16 protein-coding genes are annotated in these 13,813 nt (G+C 50.8%); 10 read left to right on the forward strand and 6 right to left on the reverse strand.

The genetic code is table 11. The features are described from left to right. Position 1 precedes the first annotated feature (1 nt). From ABJ225_RS08120 to ABJ225_RS08130, 3 genes are read left to right on the forward strand one after another with little or no spacing between them, the layout of a single operon-like run. Complete coding sequence (locus ABJ225_RS08120) at positions 2–805, forward strand: DUF6597 domain-containing transcriptional factor (RefSeq protein WP_347319454.1); 804 nt, start codon at positions 2–4, stop codon at positions 803–805. A gap of 39 nt (positions 806–844) precedes the next feature. Continuing rightward, complete coding sequence (locus tag ABJ225_RS08125; RefSeq protein WP_079515394.1) at positions 845–1,276, forward strand: VOC family protein; 432 nt, start codon at positions 845–847, stop codon at positions 1,274–1,276. A 32-nt stretch (positions 1,277–1,308) separates the two neighbouring features. After that, complete coding sequence (locus tag ABJ225_RS08130) at positions 1,309–1,665, forward strand: hypothetical protein (RefSeq protein ID WP_347319456.1); 357 nt, start codon at positions 1,309–1,311, stop codon at positions 1,663–1,665. A 180-nt stretch (positions 1,666–1,845) separates the two neighbouring features. Here the strand turns inward: ABJ225_RS08130 and ABJ225_RS08135 are convergent, their stop codons facing one another. Together ABJ225_RS08135 and ABJ225_RS08140 are read right to left on the reverse strand one after the other, a co-directional pair. After that, positions 1,846–2,616, reverse strand: coding sequence for an alpha/beta fold hydrolase (locus tag ABJ225_RS08135; protein WP_347319458.1), 771 nt, complete (start codon positions 2,614–2,616; stop codon positions 1,846–1,848). Between the two features lie 18 nt (positions 2,617–2,634). Further along, entirely contained in the window at positions 2,635–3,876 is a 1,242-nt protein-coding gene (locus tag ABJ225_RS08140) for an MFS transporter (protein WP_347319460.1), read from the reverse strand. Between the two features lie 161 nt (positions 3,877–4,037). Here ABJ225_RS08140 and ABJ225_RS08145 point away from each other — a divergent pair, with 161 nt between their 5' ends. Continuing rightward, positions 4,038–5,330, forward strand: coding sequence for a helix-turn-helix domain-containing protein (locus ABJ225_RS08145; RefSeq protein WP_347319462.1), 1,293 nt, complete (start codon positions 4,038–4,040; stop codon positions 5,328–5,330). A gap of 37 nt (positions 5,331–5,367) precedes the next feature. Here the strand turns inward: ABJ225_RS08145 and ABJ225_RS08150 are convergent, their stop codons facing one another. The 4 genes from ABJ225_RS08150 to ABJ225_RS08165 are packed head-to-tail and all read right to left on the reverse strand — an operon-like array spanning position 5,368 to position 8,240. Then, on the reverse strand, positions 5,368–5,868 hold the full coding sequence (locus ABJ225_RS08150; RefSeq protein ID WP_347319464.1) for a VanZ family protein: 501 nt from the start codon (positions 5,866–5,868) through the stop codon (positions 5,368–5,370). 60 nt (positions 5,869–5,928) lie between these two features. After that, the gene (locus ABJ225_RS08155; protein ID WP_347319466.1) at positions 5,929–7,380 is read right to left on the reverse strand and encodes a DUF7305 domain-containing protein; all 1,452 of its coding nucleotides are present in this window, start codon (positions 7,378–7,380) and stop codon (positions 5,929–5,931) included. 6 nt (positions 7,381–7,386) lie between these two features. Beyond that, positions 7,387–7,809 carry a PilW family protein gene (locus ABJ225_RS08160; protein ID WP_347319468.1) on the reverse strand — a complete coding sequence of 141 codons (423 nt, stop codon included), beginning with the start codon at positions 7,807–7,809 and terminating at the stop codon, positions 7,387–7,389. Continuing rightward, positions 7,806–8,240 carry a type IV pilus modification PilV family protein gene (locus ABJ225_RS08165; protein ID WP_347319470.1) on the reverse strand — a complete coding sequence of 145 codons (435 nt, stop codon included), beginning with the start codon at positions 8,238–8,240 and terminating at the stop codon, positions 7,806–7,808. The genes ABJ225_RS08160 and ABJ225_RS08165 overlap by 4 nt, the downstream gene beginning before the upstream one ends. 290 nt (positions 8,241–8,530) lie before the next feature. On the opposite strand from ABJ225_RS08165, the gene ABJ225_RS08170 reads away from it, so the two are divergent. The 6 genes from ABJ225_RS08170 (at position 8,531) to ABJ225_RS08195 (ending at position 13,810) form a co-directional block, all read left to right on the forward strand. Continuing rightward, positions 8,531–8,803 (forward strand): hypothetical protein, encoded by a 273-nt coding sequence (locus ABJ225_RS08170; protein WP_347319472.1) that lies wholly within the window; start codon positions 8,531–8,533, stop codon positions 8,801–8,803. A gap of 345 nt (positions 8,804–9,148) precedes the next feature. After that, positions 9,149–10,267 carry a DNA polymerase III subunit beta gene (dnaN, locus tag ABJ225_RS08175; protein WP_347319474.1) on the forward strand — a complete coding sequence of 373 codons (1,119 nt, stop codon included), beginning with the start codon at positions 9,149–9,151 and terminating at the stop codon, positions 10,265–10,267. Positions 10,268–10,279: 12 nt separating this feature from the next. Further along, positions 10,280–10,747 (forward strand): NUDIX hydrolase, encoded by a 468-nt coding sequence (locus tag ABJ225_RS08180; protein ID WP_079515120.1) that lies wholly within the window; start codon positions 10,280–10,282, stop codon positions 10,745–10,747. 12 nt (positions 10,748–10,759) lie between these two features. Next, positions 10,760–11,776 (forward strand): serine hydrolase domain-containing protein, encoded by a 1,017-nt coding sequence (locus tag ABJ225_RS08185; protein WP_347319476.1) that lies wholly within the window; start codon positions 10,760–10,762, stop codon positions 11,774–11,776. Positions 11,777–12,253: 477 nt separating this feature from the next. Further along, positions 12,254–13,231: a serine hydrolase domain-containing protein gene (locus ABJ225_RS08190; RefSeq protein WP_347319478.1), complete on the forward strand. Its 978-nt coding sequence runs from the start codon at positions 12,254–12,256 to the stop codon at positions 13,229–13,231. Positions 13,232–13,255: 24 nt separating this feature from the next. Next, positions 13,256–13,810 carry a 2'-5' RNA ligase family protein gene (locus ABJ225_RS08195; protein ID WP_079515123.1) on the forward strand — a complete coding sequence of 185 codons (555 nt, stop codon included), beginning with the start codon at positions 13,256–13,258 and terminating at the stop codon, positions 13,808–13,810. Positions 13,811–13,813 lie beyond the last annotated feature (3 nt).

A 13,813-nucleotide genomic window follows, 5' to 3' on the forward strand; every position in this document is an offset into this window, starting at 1 on the left:
CATGGTGCCATTCCGCCCCATCGTCATGACAAGTCCCAATACGGATTACCGGGAATATCGGCCACACCCCGCCCTCACATCGTTCATCGTCTGCTACTGGCAGTCGGTGCCGATGAAGGGGAAGGGTGCGCGGCTATCAAGCGTCATTGTCCCCGATGGGTGCACCGACATCATTTATGATAGGGATGCCCTCACTGGCCGGTACGAATGGTCCTACTGCGGCATGTTCGATGAATATTTCCATGCCACCAATCCGGGAGGGGACGGGTCAATCACATGGGGCATCCGCTTCTATCCGGGGGCGTATCACCGCATCATCCGTGAGAAGGCATCGACCCTTTCCGGTACATCGGTGCTTCTCGATGATCTATCACCTGCCCTTGTGAGGGAATTGACAGTGCTCGCGGAATCCTGCTTGAGTGTAGCATCCCTTGATGCCTTTTTTCTGAAAAGATGCGAGGTCCAAACAATGTCCCCCAGGTCCATCCAGACGGAGGCAGCCGTAAGATTGATCCTGGAAGGCAGAGGGAGCCTGTCCGTGAACGAGATCGCAGGCGAACAGTTCCTTTCAACCCGGACCCTCACCCGGCTTTTCTCAGACTACGTCGGGCTCACGCCGAAGAAGTTCAGTGCCGTCATCCGGTTCCAATCCCTTGTGTCTGATTACGTGGGGAGCGGCGGGGCAAACGTCGGGGAAGCGTCCGCCTCCTTTTATGATCAGTCCCATCTTTACCATGACATCCTGAAGAAGACGGGGAAGACCCCGTCCCAGCTCAAACTGTCCGATTTTTACAATCATTCCTGAAGAGAAACCTGTACGATGGAGAGGAAAGGGGAAATGAATATGATACCACAACGAATATCACTCGTTACATTGGGGGCGGAGGATCTGCCGAAGCTCCGTGCCTTCTATCAGTCACTGGAATGGGAGGAAGCAGACTTCAGTTCGGATACATATGGCGTCTTCAAAACGGCCGGGGTCATGCTTACCCTGTTCCCTCATGAGGAGCTGGAGAAGGATGCCGGCGTCCCCCTCGCCAAACCGACGGAAGGCTACAAGCCCGTCACCCTCGCCATCAACGTGGAAGAGAAGGAAGAAGTCGATCGCATCATCGACGCCATCCGGTCAAAGGGGGGCACCATCCTCCACGAACCGAGCGACGCCTTCTGGGGAGGGCGTACCTCCTATTTTGCCGACCCGGAGAAGAATCTGTGGGAAGTGGCGTGGAATCCTTCTTCGACGTTCGATGAGCGCGGAGCGATGCTGACTTTTTAAAGTCGGCATTTTTTTGATGAAAGGAATGAACGATGATGCACTGTGAATGTGTAACCGGTACACCCGCAAAAATCCGGATCGAGGGCGACGTCGGTGCCGACCCCATCTGGTGCCATTCGTGCGGAAGCAACCTCGAGTTGGAAGAGTTGGCCCTCTCCGATCTTTTATCAAAAGAGCTCGCTGAATGGGGGAAATCATACGGAGAATGGATCGATTGGGATCGTGATAAACTCCGATCCGGCGGAATCGAGATGGAGGAAGTCTTCAACCAAAAGGGCAGCGAGCTTGCGTCCAGGGTGAAAAAAGAGCTTGTGGGAAGGTTCGATAGCATATACCTCCCCTCCACCAGTGCCCGATTCTATGCATCTATTGAAAAGCGTCGGTGGTGATGGCACCTGCCTGCGCATGGACTTTAGTAGACTCCCACTAAGCGTGCCCGGTTCCAAACTGACGGATTGTTGCCCGTGATAATCAGGAGAAGAGTCGATTAGTAAGAGTCCCTGTGGAATTGCCCATTTCCGCCATAAGGACGGAGCTATCCTGACCCAATAAAATACAAAAAGGAGCCGTTACAAGAAATGGCTTCTTTTTGTATGGTCCTCGATCCATGTCCTCACCAAGTGATTGAAAGAATCCGGATTGGCAAGGGGGGCTCCATGCCCGACACCTGGAAACATGAATAGTGATCCTTTGGCTTTTATCTGAATATCCTCGGCAGATTTTTTCATGATCGTCCTTTCTTTCCCTCCTGCGGTCACAAGCACACGGGCGGTTGTTTCTTGAAAGGAAGGAGGGATCTTGAATGACATATTTTCCACCAAGATTTGTTCCAATGTTGAGGCTTGAAGCTCCCTGCTTTCTTCCCAGTAGTTCTCAACTAAAACGTTGGGTAGATGAAGGCTGCGTGCCTGAAGTTTTGCGAACCAACGAAGTCTCGTTAACGGATGGGTGAGTCTCACCAGGGGGCGGATGACTGGGATGAGGGACGGCATCGGACGGGTCAGTGCGCTGTTGATGATGGCCGTCTCGGCACAGTGAGGGTTCATGCTTAGCATCTGCACGATGAGTTGGGCCCCGAGGGAAAATCCGATAAGGTGAACAGGCTTCCCGTAGGATTTCTCTTCGATCATCGTGAGGAGGAGTCGTGCCGTTTCCTTCATCGTAAAGTCCAGATGCCGGCTTCCCCCATGTCCTGGCAGATCTGGAACCACACAATGGTAATGGTAATCGGAGAATGCCTCTATTTGTTCGTTCCACATCCAACCGGATACTCCCCCGCCGTGAAGGAAGATCAGTAAAGGAGCACTTGTTTCTCCATATTCACATATAGACAAGCTCATTCATAGCACCCCTTTCAGTTAAGAGACAGATGCGTTCTCCAAGGATTCTTCAAGATCAATTTCCCGCGTATCCTTCATGAGCATCGTCACGCATCCGATGGCCGTGATCCATAGCCCGCAGAATAGGAAGACCCATGATACGCCCACAAGATCAGTGAGCCAGCCCATCAAGAGGGAGGATACCGGAACCAAGAGGACGGAGGCGCTGGTCAGGATCCCGTTCACCCGTCCGCGAAGATGTTCCGGGACGATAACCGCCATGATCGTCTGCAGCATGATATTGGCCGTGGTGACGAAGAACATGGCGAATCCATAGAGGATGAAGGCGATGGACATAGTGTGGATCAGGGCCATGGCAGCAAGGAGGGCCCCGGAGAAGATAAAGCCTGCCGCCATGAGGAGAGATGGTCGGACCTTCTTCTGGATGTACCCGATGATGATCCCGGCAATGACGCCACCGACAAGTCCTGCCGAATTCAGGAAGCCGAAGTCCTTCGCATCTCCCCCGTACTGACTGCTCGTGAGCACGACGAGGAGGGGACCGAATGAAGCGATGTTGATGACGATACAAAGGAGGGCAATTTTCTTCAGGACCGGGTGGTCTTTGATCGCCTCCACTCCCTGGCGCATCTGGGTGCGCATGGACGGTCGCTCTTCTTGCACAGCTTCCGTATCGAATGGCTTCAGCACCCGGATGAATGTCAATGCCAAGGCAGAGAACAAGAAGGCGACCGAGTTGATGAGGATACTTCCGGCCAGTGAGAACAAGGTGATCAGGAACCCTGAGGACGCATTTCCGGCCAGGGAAGACAGCTGACTGGTGGAGGATTTCATCCCATACAAGGACGCCACCTTATCTTTGCTCACGATATTGGGGACGACCTTGTTCTCTGCTGGATTCGTGATACTGTAGGCAAGGTAAAGCAGGAAGACGACGGCATAGATGATGAAGACAAGGGTGAGTCCCTCTACATATAGGGAGGAGACGAACAGAATCCCCAGGAGGGCGCTCGCGGAAAGAAGGGCAAGCCGCAATAGTTTCACAGGATCAAAACGATCGACGAGGACGCCTGCGAGGGGGCTTGCCACCACCATGGCAATCATACTCAAAGCCGCAATGACTGACGCCCCGAAGGCAGAGCCCGTTTCCGAATAAATGAACCACATCATGGCAAGATTGAACACCGTGCTACCATAGGTGGATGTGACGTCGCTGATCAGCATGAGAACGATGTTTCGTTTGGTAGGGGATGCCTTCAATGGAAATACCTCCAGATTATGGTTTTTTTAAGATTGATAAAATCGTACCACTATTTTCTGGGTAATGGAACTGTAAATTTGAATTTAATTAAAATATTTATGAGTAAGGGAGATTCTGAGTGTGATATAATGAGTATCATTAAAGTTGGAGGTGTCGCGAGATGGGGCAGATCGGAAAGCGGATTCGGCAGATCCGGAAGCGAAATGGAAAAACACTGGCTGATGTGGCCGGCGATAAGCTTTCGGTGAGCATGTTGAGTCTGATTGAAAACGGGAAGTCCAACCCCACCATGGACAACCTCCGGCATATTGCCCGGATGCTTGAAGTGGGCGTCAGTGAATTGATCGGGGAAAGTGAAGGGGAAACGACGGAGCTTTGGAGACAGGTCGAGGAGTGTTTATCGGAACAGGGCTTTACCGATCCTGACCGGGTGTACGGTCTGATCCATCCTCATCTCGATGAAATTGCCCACACGTACCACGGTGCGGAGGTCTTTAAGATGTATGCCTATCTATTGGCCCTGAAGGGGGATCAGGCAGGAGCCACTCAATATATTGAAAAAGCCGAAGGTGTCTTTCTCCACCTGGGGCACAGGCAAAAAGCGACCGAAACCCGTCGGGATCTTTCCATGTTCCATTTCCTGAACGGCCAGTATGAAGAAGCACTGGAGACCATCCTGGAACTCAAACGGTTGATGGAAACAGAGCCGGAGATGACAGAGACCCCCGCGCTTAAGATCAAAGTGTTTTACAATATCGGCGGGATTCACCTGGCACTCGGTAATCGCGAGGCAGGAAAGGACTTTCTATACGAAGCAGCACAGGAGAGTGCCCGGACGAGGGATATGACACGGGACCATGAAATCCTTTCAAACGGTGGATATCTTGCCTTGATTCAAGGGGACATGGAGAGGTACCGCTACTACCATAATCGTTTGGCGCTGCTCATTCAACTGACGGATGCAGAAGAAGTCCGGTTCGCCTATTACTTTTTAAAGATGTTAAACGCCTATCTAATAGAAGGAAATCCAGAAGAAATTATTGGCCTTCATGCCCTCTATGAGGAGCAACCTGTTAAAGACAAGGCAATGAAGCTTGTGATGGACAGTTATATGAATCTGTATCTGGGAATAGCTTATTTCCATCTCGGTGAGCATGGCAAGGCATTGGGGTATCTATCTCAAGTCCACGTGCAGAATCCCATGGCCCGACACCCTTATGACGTGGCCACCAAAGCAGAATCGTATGCCTACAGTGCCCTGATCCTTCTTCGTAAAGGGGAAACAGAAGAAGCAAAGAAAGAAGCGATTACTGGCAGGGAGTCCGTACTGCCACTGATTGACCATCCGTCAAGGGACTTTGTCCTTTCTATATATGAAGAGGTCATGAATCAAACCGGTGCCATGAAGGAGCCTCAAGGGTCACTTCATGCAAAATGGAAAGAGCAGCTATAAGAAAAAGGAACGGGAAGTGTGACTCCCGTTCCTTTTCTTATGCCGCTTTTCTGCGCGTATGACTCGTCTTGGATACGAATAGCAGTTTCTGCACCCAATCCCACGTAAAAATCCAGTAGCCGATCAGGCTGCCGCTGACGTTCAGGATGATGTCATCCACATCGAAGCTTCCCGTTTTGGTGATGAGCTGGGTCGATTCTACACCCAGGATCATGATGGTCATGGTGAGGATCAACGCTTTGACACTGCGCATCCTTCTGAAAAGGAGTGGCAGGTAAAGGCCCATGGGAAGGAAAGCAATGAGATTCCCTCCCAGGTTCGTGATCGGGATGTTGATGGGAAGAGATCCCGTGATGAGAGCCTGCAAATAGGTCAAGATCGTACGGAACGGTATGAAGTTCGAGCTGAAGCGGATGTACTGGGCATACGTGATCTCACTTGCCCCGAATGTCCTTTGGTCAAGGAAAAGCAGATTCACGCAAACGGCGATGTACACGATGAAGCTTAGGATGATAATGGATTTGATGATGCGTTTCATGGTAGGTACCTCCGAATAGATTCTCGCCTATTATACCAATTATTAGTAGGATTGGGGGGTTTATTTTTCCCTGACCGGGTCGGAGGTGATGAGCCCATCAGGGATTTCGGTGCTTCCGCCTGGGGCAAACGGGACGTCATTTAGATTGATGGATTGATAGATGACATCTGCTCCTCCAGATCCTTCAAACGATTTTGATACAATCATGCCCTTCACCGTACCGCCCCCGAGTACTTGAAATGTCGAATTCGGGGCGTAGATGAGGGTGGAATACGCACGTGCACCACCGGTGATGGTCACATTCTTTCCTCCAGTGAAAATGTGACCTTGAAACCCACCACTGCCGTTCATTTCAATATCTGCACTTTCTGCATAGAGGGAACCGAAGATCTTCTGATTGCCTCCCAGTTTGACGCTGGATGATGCGGTGGATTTAGCCAGGTAGATGTTCAGTCGCTTGATGTCGCCCTCATTATTCACCGTGCTTCCGGACCCCATGCTGATCTCATTCTTGACGTAGATTGTGAGTTTGCCTGTCCCTTTCAGGATGATGTGTCCGTTTTGAACATTGAGGTGATCCACCACGATGGCTTTGTCCGTACTTCCGACATTGATATAAAGGGTATAATTGGAGCCCATTTTGATTTCCTTAAAGGCGGTATTGCTGTTGAGTTTGAGTTCATAATCGGCTGCAAGATAGTTATCCACCTGCAGGACCCCATTGTTGATCACGTTGTATTTATTGTATTCATTTCCCACTGTCACATTGGGGTGTAGCGGGTAGCTGGGATAGGAAGGAAAAGGAGGTAGCTGAAACTGTGCCTGTTCCTTGAATGGTTGAGGTTGCGGAACCTTCATATAATCAGGTTTGTAGATGGCTATATTCTCCGATCCCTTTGGTACATAGATGTTCCCGTCGATCCCGGCACCGCCGTCGAATTGAATCGTGCTTGCCGCCTTGGAATTCGTCCCCATATTTCCTTTGATGTGGGCTCCACCGGAAAGGGAAATGGTTGTATCCGTGTACACGGCCAGGTCTTTGTTGAGGGGAAGTCCACCCTTTATCTCCCAGCTGATCGTAAACGTCTTCTCCAGCTGCTTGGATCGTTTTCCAATGGTACCAACGGAGGTAATCTTATATTGGCGCGGGTTTTCACCCGATACCTTGGCTATGGTCACTTTGGCTGAAGGCTTCTCTCCGAATGAAGAAGCGAAATCAGTGAGGGTCGTCGTTTTCACAATTTGGGATTCCAGATTGGTGAAAAAGCCCGGTGCGGTCGATTGAAGTGGGTAGAGCTTGCGTGCCGCGTCTTCTGCTGCCTTCATCTGCTTGGTGATGCCGGCTTCGGCGATGTAATAGGCGGATTGATTGTCCCGTTCAGATGAAGTGGTCTTCGTGTTATTGATGACGATGCTCATCACACCCATCCCGAGCACCGTCAGGACGGTCATGAGAAGGAGGACCATCAGGAGGGACATGCCCCGTTCATTTGTGAGGTATTTTTTTAACATGACTGGTCACTTCCTTATGTACAGTGTCGTTGATAATGAGGATGCTTTTTTGTTTTCGTTTGCCTTGCTCTTAAGGGTGAGGGTAACGTTCCCGTCTTTTTGGCTGGCTGAGAAGGAGGCGATATTCTCACCGATGACTTTGGACCCTTTCTGCAGGGTGCTGCCTTTAAGCTCGATTTTCCCTGTATCGGTCTGGATGGTGTTGTTTGTCACAGAGATCGAAGAGGCGGAACGGATTTCTTTCGTCAGGAGATTCATGGCAAGCCTGACATCTGCTTCGTGGGATACTTGCTCCGTTTGATTGACGAACTGCTTTTGTCCAAAGATCTGGACATTGGCAATCAGCACCATGACGATGGCAAGGACGACCATGGCCCCCAGCAGTTCGATCAGGGTGACACCGCGTTCATTATGGATCAGCTTCTTCATGGTGTTTTCCCCCAGCGGTTGATCGTCTCCATCTGAGCGAGGAGCTTGCTCTTCCCGGAATTCGGGTACACCTTGACCAGGACACTGGATAGCCCGTCCACGGGTGCTTTGATGGAGATTTCGATATAGGCATCTGACGTTTCTTTTTTATAGTAGTAGCGCTCTGTGTCTTTTCTTAGGTAGGTGGCGTTTTTCAATGAGCCGATCGAGGTTTCATTAAGCGTCGTCATCTGCTGGTGGAGCTCTTCCATCGTCGTCTGGGCGACGTAGGTGGCATCCAGCATGTCCTCCGACACTTTTGTCGAGGTCATGGAGTGGCCGAACAGGGGCACGAATACCGCCAAGATGACGCTTAAGATGACCAGTGACGCAAGAATTTCAACAAGGGTGACACCGCGGGCGTTCCGCGCGTACTGAAGGATCCATTTCATGGTTTGACCATCCTTTGTTTCCGTATTTTTCTATTCATATAGTACCATAGACCGTGAGTCTTTTGGGTTATTTTTAACGGATGAGGACGGTTCCGGTGCGCCATTTACTCTTAGATGGAACTTACATAGGATTTGAGCCCGCGAATCGAAACATGATAGACTGATAAAGATTAAGGAAGTGAAAAAATGTCAGGTATGAAAGCAAAGAAGCCTTTCCTTCTTACCTGCCTGTAGGGGACAGACCTTGAGGCCCCGTGCAGGCGGGTTCCATTCAAGGGAGGTCTTCATCTATGAAGAATCGAAAACGTGCCAATACACGGCACCAACGTCGTCGCGTCATCCAACAAAAATTGTACGTCGTCCGCAATGTGTGGGGGAGGGATGGGGAAGTACATATTCCGCATCCGTTCATCGTGCATCCGGGGAAACTGGCAAAGGGAAAACTGCACTGCTCATGCAGGATGTGCAAATACGATAAGCACTATCAGATTCCAAAACCCACCGTTGTGTCGAAGCTTGCGGTCATGCAACAGGAAGTGGACGAATACTGGTCAGAAGAATGAAGAAAGGGACCTCCGCCTTGAGGTCCCTTTCTTTAGGTGAACTGATAGGTATTGTATTCATCGGTGTCAGAGGAGAGGGTGATGATGATTTCATCACTCCTATGAGCGGTGTAAAGTTTGCTCATGAGGCAAAGCATAAACCAAACCTATTTGCTTCAGACAAGCAATGGTGGCATGAAAGATAAGATTGAAACACTCATGAAACAGGACACTGTATAAAAAATAAATGCGAATTCTAGTAATATTTATCCATATCCTCCTTCGTTTTCTGGTAAACTAGTTCGGGTAGGGAAATATTTGCGCGTAATTGTAAGAATAATAGAAAAGTTCCGAGGGGGAAATGTGGTGAAGATCACGATTATGAGTGAGGTGTTCCACCAGGCGTTGGGAGATGTGGTAAGGGCGGTGTCGACGAGAACGCCGATGCCGGTGCTGACGGGTGTGCATCTTGTAGCGACGGAGGAAGGGCTCACGCTTGTCGGCAGTGACTCCGACCTGATTATCACGAGGGAGCTGCCTGCTGAAGCGGGGAAGCTTGATGTTGAGCAGCCGGGAGCGATTGTCCTTCCTGCCAGGTATTTGGCTGAGATCGTCAAGAAGCTCTCGGGTCCGATCCACCTCCAGCTGATCGACGACACGACGGCCGACATTAGGTGCGGGGAGATCAAGACCAAGCTGAAGGGCTTCCCTTCCGATGACTATCCGAAGCTTCCCGTCATGGAAGAAAGTGAAACCCTTCAGCTTGAGGCCTCCCGGTGGATGGAAATGCTGAAGCAGACCGTATTTGCCGTTTCAAAAAGTGAAGCAAAACCGGTCCTGACCGGTGTACATATTTCCATGGGGGAGGGGAGGCTCATATCGGTTGCCACCGATTCACACCGCCTCGCCTACCGTGAAACTAAGATTGATCAACATATCGACCGGGCCTGCATCGTCCCGTATCAGGCGATCGGGGAACTCATCAAGCTGTGGGACGGCAAGACAGAGGTTGTAGAGGTGGCCATGAACGAGCATCATATCCACTGCCGCCTCGGTGAAACCAGTCTCTATTCCCGCCTGATTGATGGGAAGTATCCCAACGTATCGGGCCTCATTCCGGAAGGCAGTGAGACGCTCGTGAAGATGGAGACGAAGCAGCTGTTGAAAGGTGTCGACCGTGCGTGCCTCTTTGCCGGGGAATGGAAGAATCATAATGTATACATCACCATTCACGACGGAAGGATGAAGCTTTCCTCTGCCGCCACACAGCTTGGGAATATCGAGGAATCCCAAAGGATCATGGAGATCGAAGGCACGGAAGAAATGAAGATGACCCTCGACGGGAAGTATTTGATGGAAGCGCTGAGATCGGTGAAGGAAGAGACCGTGACCCTGCAATTCGGGGGCATCATGAAGCCCGTGGTCATACGCCCTGAAGGTAATGCCACCCATCTTCAGCTTATTTCACCGGTCAGGGCCTACTAGGATGGAGACATCATGAATATCGTACCGAATACGATCGCAGTCGTCAGCGTCACTCTCACTCAGGGGGATCAGGTGTTTCTGATCCAAGAAAATAAGCCAGGGATCAGGGGCAAGTGGAATTTCCCCGGAGGCCGGATCGAAGCAGGGGAAGACATTGCCGACGCTGCCTGGAGGGAAGTGAAGGAAGAGACGGGTTACTCCGTCCGGCTCACTTCGACGACAGGCGTCTATCCATTCATCAGTGATACAGACAGCCGTATCGTCCTGTTCCATTTCACCGGCGTGGTGAACGGGGGAACCTTCCGCCCGGCAGAAGGAGAGATCCAAGACGGGAAATGGATGCCCCTTGCCGAGCTCGAAGCGATGGACGACGCAGATCTCAGAGAACCCGCTACCTTGCGGAACATCATCGACCACATGAAGAATGACGACCTTTACCCTGTGGATCTCTATGCAGGACTGAGACCGGAAGTGAGCTGAGGAGGAAGCGGGATGAGTGATCCATTTCATGGGCTGAGATCCCATATGAAAACCATGAAGGAAAGAATGAAAGCATCAGGTGCAGCCCTTGTGGTCATGAAGGATAACCGGGTCGTGGAGGAATGGTACGACGGTTTCCATCATGACCGAACAGGGGCAAGGAGCATCGATGCTTCTTCGCGTTTCAACGTCTATTCGGTCCGCGTGACCTATATCGCCCTGGCTGAGGCTATCTGCATCGAGGAAGGCTCGATCCGTCTCCAAGATCCCCTGAATGATTATTTTCCTGGAGTCCAGGGCGAGGCAACCGTTCAACATCTACTTACCAGGAGCACGGGATTGAAGTGGACGGACGGAATGGCAGAAGTGGTGGCTCCACCGGGCACCGTACTGGAAGGGAAGCGGCCTGATCTTGTGGCCGCTGTCATACAGAAAGCCACGGGTCAAACGGTTCGGGAGATCCTTCATGAACGGCTCATCAATCCCATGGGGTGGACCCATACAGGCTGGATGGGAGCGGCGGCAGAGAATCTCGTCTGTGACGTGTCTCCCCTTGGATATCCAACGATCCGGTTGGGTGCCGACGACGGGACAGACCGCAATCTGTTTGTGAATGCGAGGGAACTCGCCGACTGGGGGAACCTCCATGTGAATGCTGGTATGAAGGACGGAAAACGGATCCTTCCCGAAAAGGTGATCCGGCAGGTAACCACCCCCGTCCATCGGTCCGGGCAACCGTCCTTCGGCTATTTTTGGTGGCTGAAAGAAGGACAGAGCCGTCATCCTCAAGATGAACTGGGTGCAACGCTACAGGACGGCTCCTTCCAGATCTTCGGTGCCTCTGGCTGCGCATGCCTTGTTATCCCAGAGTACCGGGCCGTTGCGGTGCGGTTGTTTAATAGTTTGTATGAGGGATATGACTACCTGGCGGATATCCGGGGGTTTGGGGATGAAGTGATGAAGGCACTGCATACGGTTGAACAGTTCAACCAGGAGAGAAGACTCATGAGTAGAGGGGGGAATGAATAGTGAACGCGTTTATGGACTACTTTGGTGGAATGGGTTTTATTAATCTCCTATTAGTTTATTTCCCTATCGGGGTCGTAGTGATTAGTGTTGGCCTCACAATGATTTTCAAAAAATCATCCGTACCTGTTATAGCAGTGTTAATTCTATTCGGAACATTTTTTACGTATTCCTACGCTCAATTCAATACATCCTATGTGGACTTCCTAGTAGCACTTATTGGTTATATTGTCATTGCATTCATCAGCGGCAAATTTACGCAACTAGTAGTGTTCAAATTCACTTCATGATTCTTGGGAATCAGAAAAATAAAGAGTACTGGTTAGCAAAATTCCAATGAAGATTGTGTGCCCTCCGGTATTGTAAAGGCGGGTGAAATGGGCTTTATTCCAGTTTGACGCAATTGCTTTAAAGGGTAGTCATCTTTCCTAAAGTAAGAGGATGAATTCGTATTCCTTGATTGGAGGAATAAAATAAACGATGAAAACAATACTCACTAAACTCATGAAAACCTACCACGTTCCTGGAATAGGTATTGCCTATGTCGATAATGATAAAGCCTCAACTTTTTCTCTCGGTCTAGCAAAAAGAGATGAGGATGTCGTGCAAGACACCCTTTTCCATGCTTGCTCCATCTCGAAATTCGTCACAGCCATGTTCACAGTAAAGCTTTGTCAAAATGGGCGGCTCTCACTGGATCATCCCGTTCAAGACTACCTGAGGTCCTGGTCGTTCAAGAGTGGTGATGGCCACGTCACCCTTCGCCACCTCCTCAGTCATCAAGGCGGCATCGAGGATCAGGAGGGGAGCTTCGGCATTCTTCCAGGCCGCCCTGATATGGCAAAGATCCTTAATGGAGAAACGCCTGCATGCCCCGCACGCATCGAGGCAGTCAAGCCGCCAAATCAGGAGTTCATCTATTCAGATGTCGGCTATTGCATCGTCCAACAGGTGGTGGAAGACGTACTGGATATCCCGTTTGAAACGGCAATCGAAGAGCATCTCTTCCGTCCACTGGGAATGAAGCGAAGCATGTACGAGCCGACTTTTCCCATGACCTCTGGACACGAGCCCGGTGGCTCCGTCATGAAGGACCGGATCCCACATTATCCGTATGCCGCGTCAGCGGGTCTATGGAGCACGCCTTCCGACTTGATGAAACTCGTGAAGGAGCTCTTCCGTTCTTTAAACGGAGAGGGGATCTTATTTTCCAAAGAGTATGTGATGGACATGATTTCTCCGCAAGGCGCCGCATCTTGGGCGGGACTTGGCGTGTTCCTGAATGGAGAAGGAAGCTCCACGGAGATCTCTTCCCTCGGTTGGGGAGAAGGGTTTCAATCCATGATGGTCGCCGAGCCCTTGGAGGGAAAAGCATGGGTCATCATGACGAACGGCAATACGGGCATCCATCAGATGAAGGGGCTGATCGGCGATGTGTATCGTCTTCTCACGACATAACGCTTGGAAAAGGAGGGAAAGCCAGTGAAGAAGGAATACTTTATTGGCATCGTGCCTCCTGAAGAGTACCTAGAAAGGGTTCAACAATTCCAGAACAGGTGGATGGGAAACGTAGGGGTGGAGCCTCACATCACCTTGAAAGCTCAAGGGGGACTATCGCCTGGCCGGAAGTGGCTGGATGGGGTGAAGGGTGTGGCTTCACGCTTCCGCCCGTTTTCCTTTAGCCTCGGGGAACCGGCTTATTTCGGGGGGACCATCCTGTATCTTACTGTCCATTCCCGGGATCTCTTTGATCTTCATCGCGAGATCGTCCAGTCTGTATCCCCTTCATCGGAAGAGATCCGGCAGTACTTTGAACTGGAGGCATTCGTGCCACATCTGACCCTGGGAAAAGAGTTGTATCCCTTATCCATCCAAGAAGAAGTGGGAAAAACGGATCTTGGCGTCATGGAAAAACAGGCCAGAAGGGAGCTCGTCCCGTACCCTGGTTTTGATGTCACCTCCATCCGGGTGTATGAATTGAATACAGAGAAAAAGCAATACGAACCGCTCATCGACCTGCCATTACGCACAGTCTGATAA

The organism is Rossellomorea sp. RS05 (genome assembly GCF_039822645.1).
Lineage (GTDB): Bacteria > Bacillota > Bacilli > Bacillales > Bacillaceae_B > Rossellomorea > Rossellomorea marisflavi_B.

Excerpts from the sequence above, each read along its gene's own strand:
- ABJ225_RS08125 (WP_079515394.1), top strand. The coding sequence starts at position 845 with ATGATACCACAACGAATATCACTCGTTACATTGGGGGCGGAGGATCTG.
- ABJ225_RS08165 (WP_347319470.1), bottom strand. The coding sequence starts at position 8,240 with ATGAAATGGATCCTTCAGTACGCGCGGAACGCCCGCGGTGTCACCCTT.
- ABJ225_RS08170 (WP_347319472.1), top strand. The coding sequence starts at position 8,531 with ATGAAGAATCGAAAACGTGCCAATACACGGCACCAACGTCGTCGCGTC.
- ABJ225_RS08180 (WP_079515120.1), top strand. The coding sequence starts at position 10,280 with ATGAATATCGTACCGAATACGATCGCAGTCGTCAGCGTCACTCTCACT.
- ABJ225_RS08190 (WP_347319478.1), top strand. The coding sequence starts at position 12,254 with ATGAAAACAATACTCACTAAACTCATGAAAACCTACCACGTTCCTGGA.
- ABJ225_RS08160 (WP_347319468.1), bottom strand. The coding sequence starts at position 7,809 with ATGAAGAAGCTGATCCATAATGAACGCGGTGTCACCCTGATCGAACTG.
- ABJ225_RS08150 (WP_347319464.1), bottom strand. The coding sequence starts at position 5,868 with ATGAAACGCATCATCAAATCCATTATCATCCTAAGCTTCATCGTGTAC.
- ABJ225_RS08135 (WP_347319458.1), bottom strand. The coding sequence starts at position 2,616 with ATGAGCTTGTCTATATGTGAATATGGAGAAACAAGTGCTCCTTTACTG.
- ABJ225_RS08120 (WP_347319454.1), top strand. The coding sequence starts at position 2 with ATGGTGCCATTCCGCCCCATCGTCATGACAAGTCCCAATACGGATTAC.
- ABJ225_RS08130 (WP_347319456.1), top strand. The coding sequence starts at position 1,309 with ATGATGCACTGTGAATGTGTAACCGGTACACCCGCAAAAATCCGGATC.
- ABJ225_RS08155 (WP_347319466.1), bottom strand. The coding sequence starts at position 7,380 with ATGTTAAAAAAATACCTCACAAATGAACGGGGCATGTCCCTCCTGATG.
- ABJ225_RS08145 (WP_347319462.1), top strand. The coding sequence starts at position 4,038 with ATGGGGCAGATCGGAAAGCGGATTCGGCAGATCCGGAAGCGAAATGGA.
- ABJ225_RS08185 (WP_347319476.1), top strand. The coding sequence starts at position 10,760 with ATGAGTGATCCATTTCATGGGCTGAGATCCCATATGAAAACCATGAAG.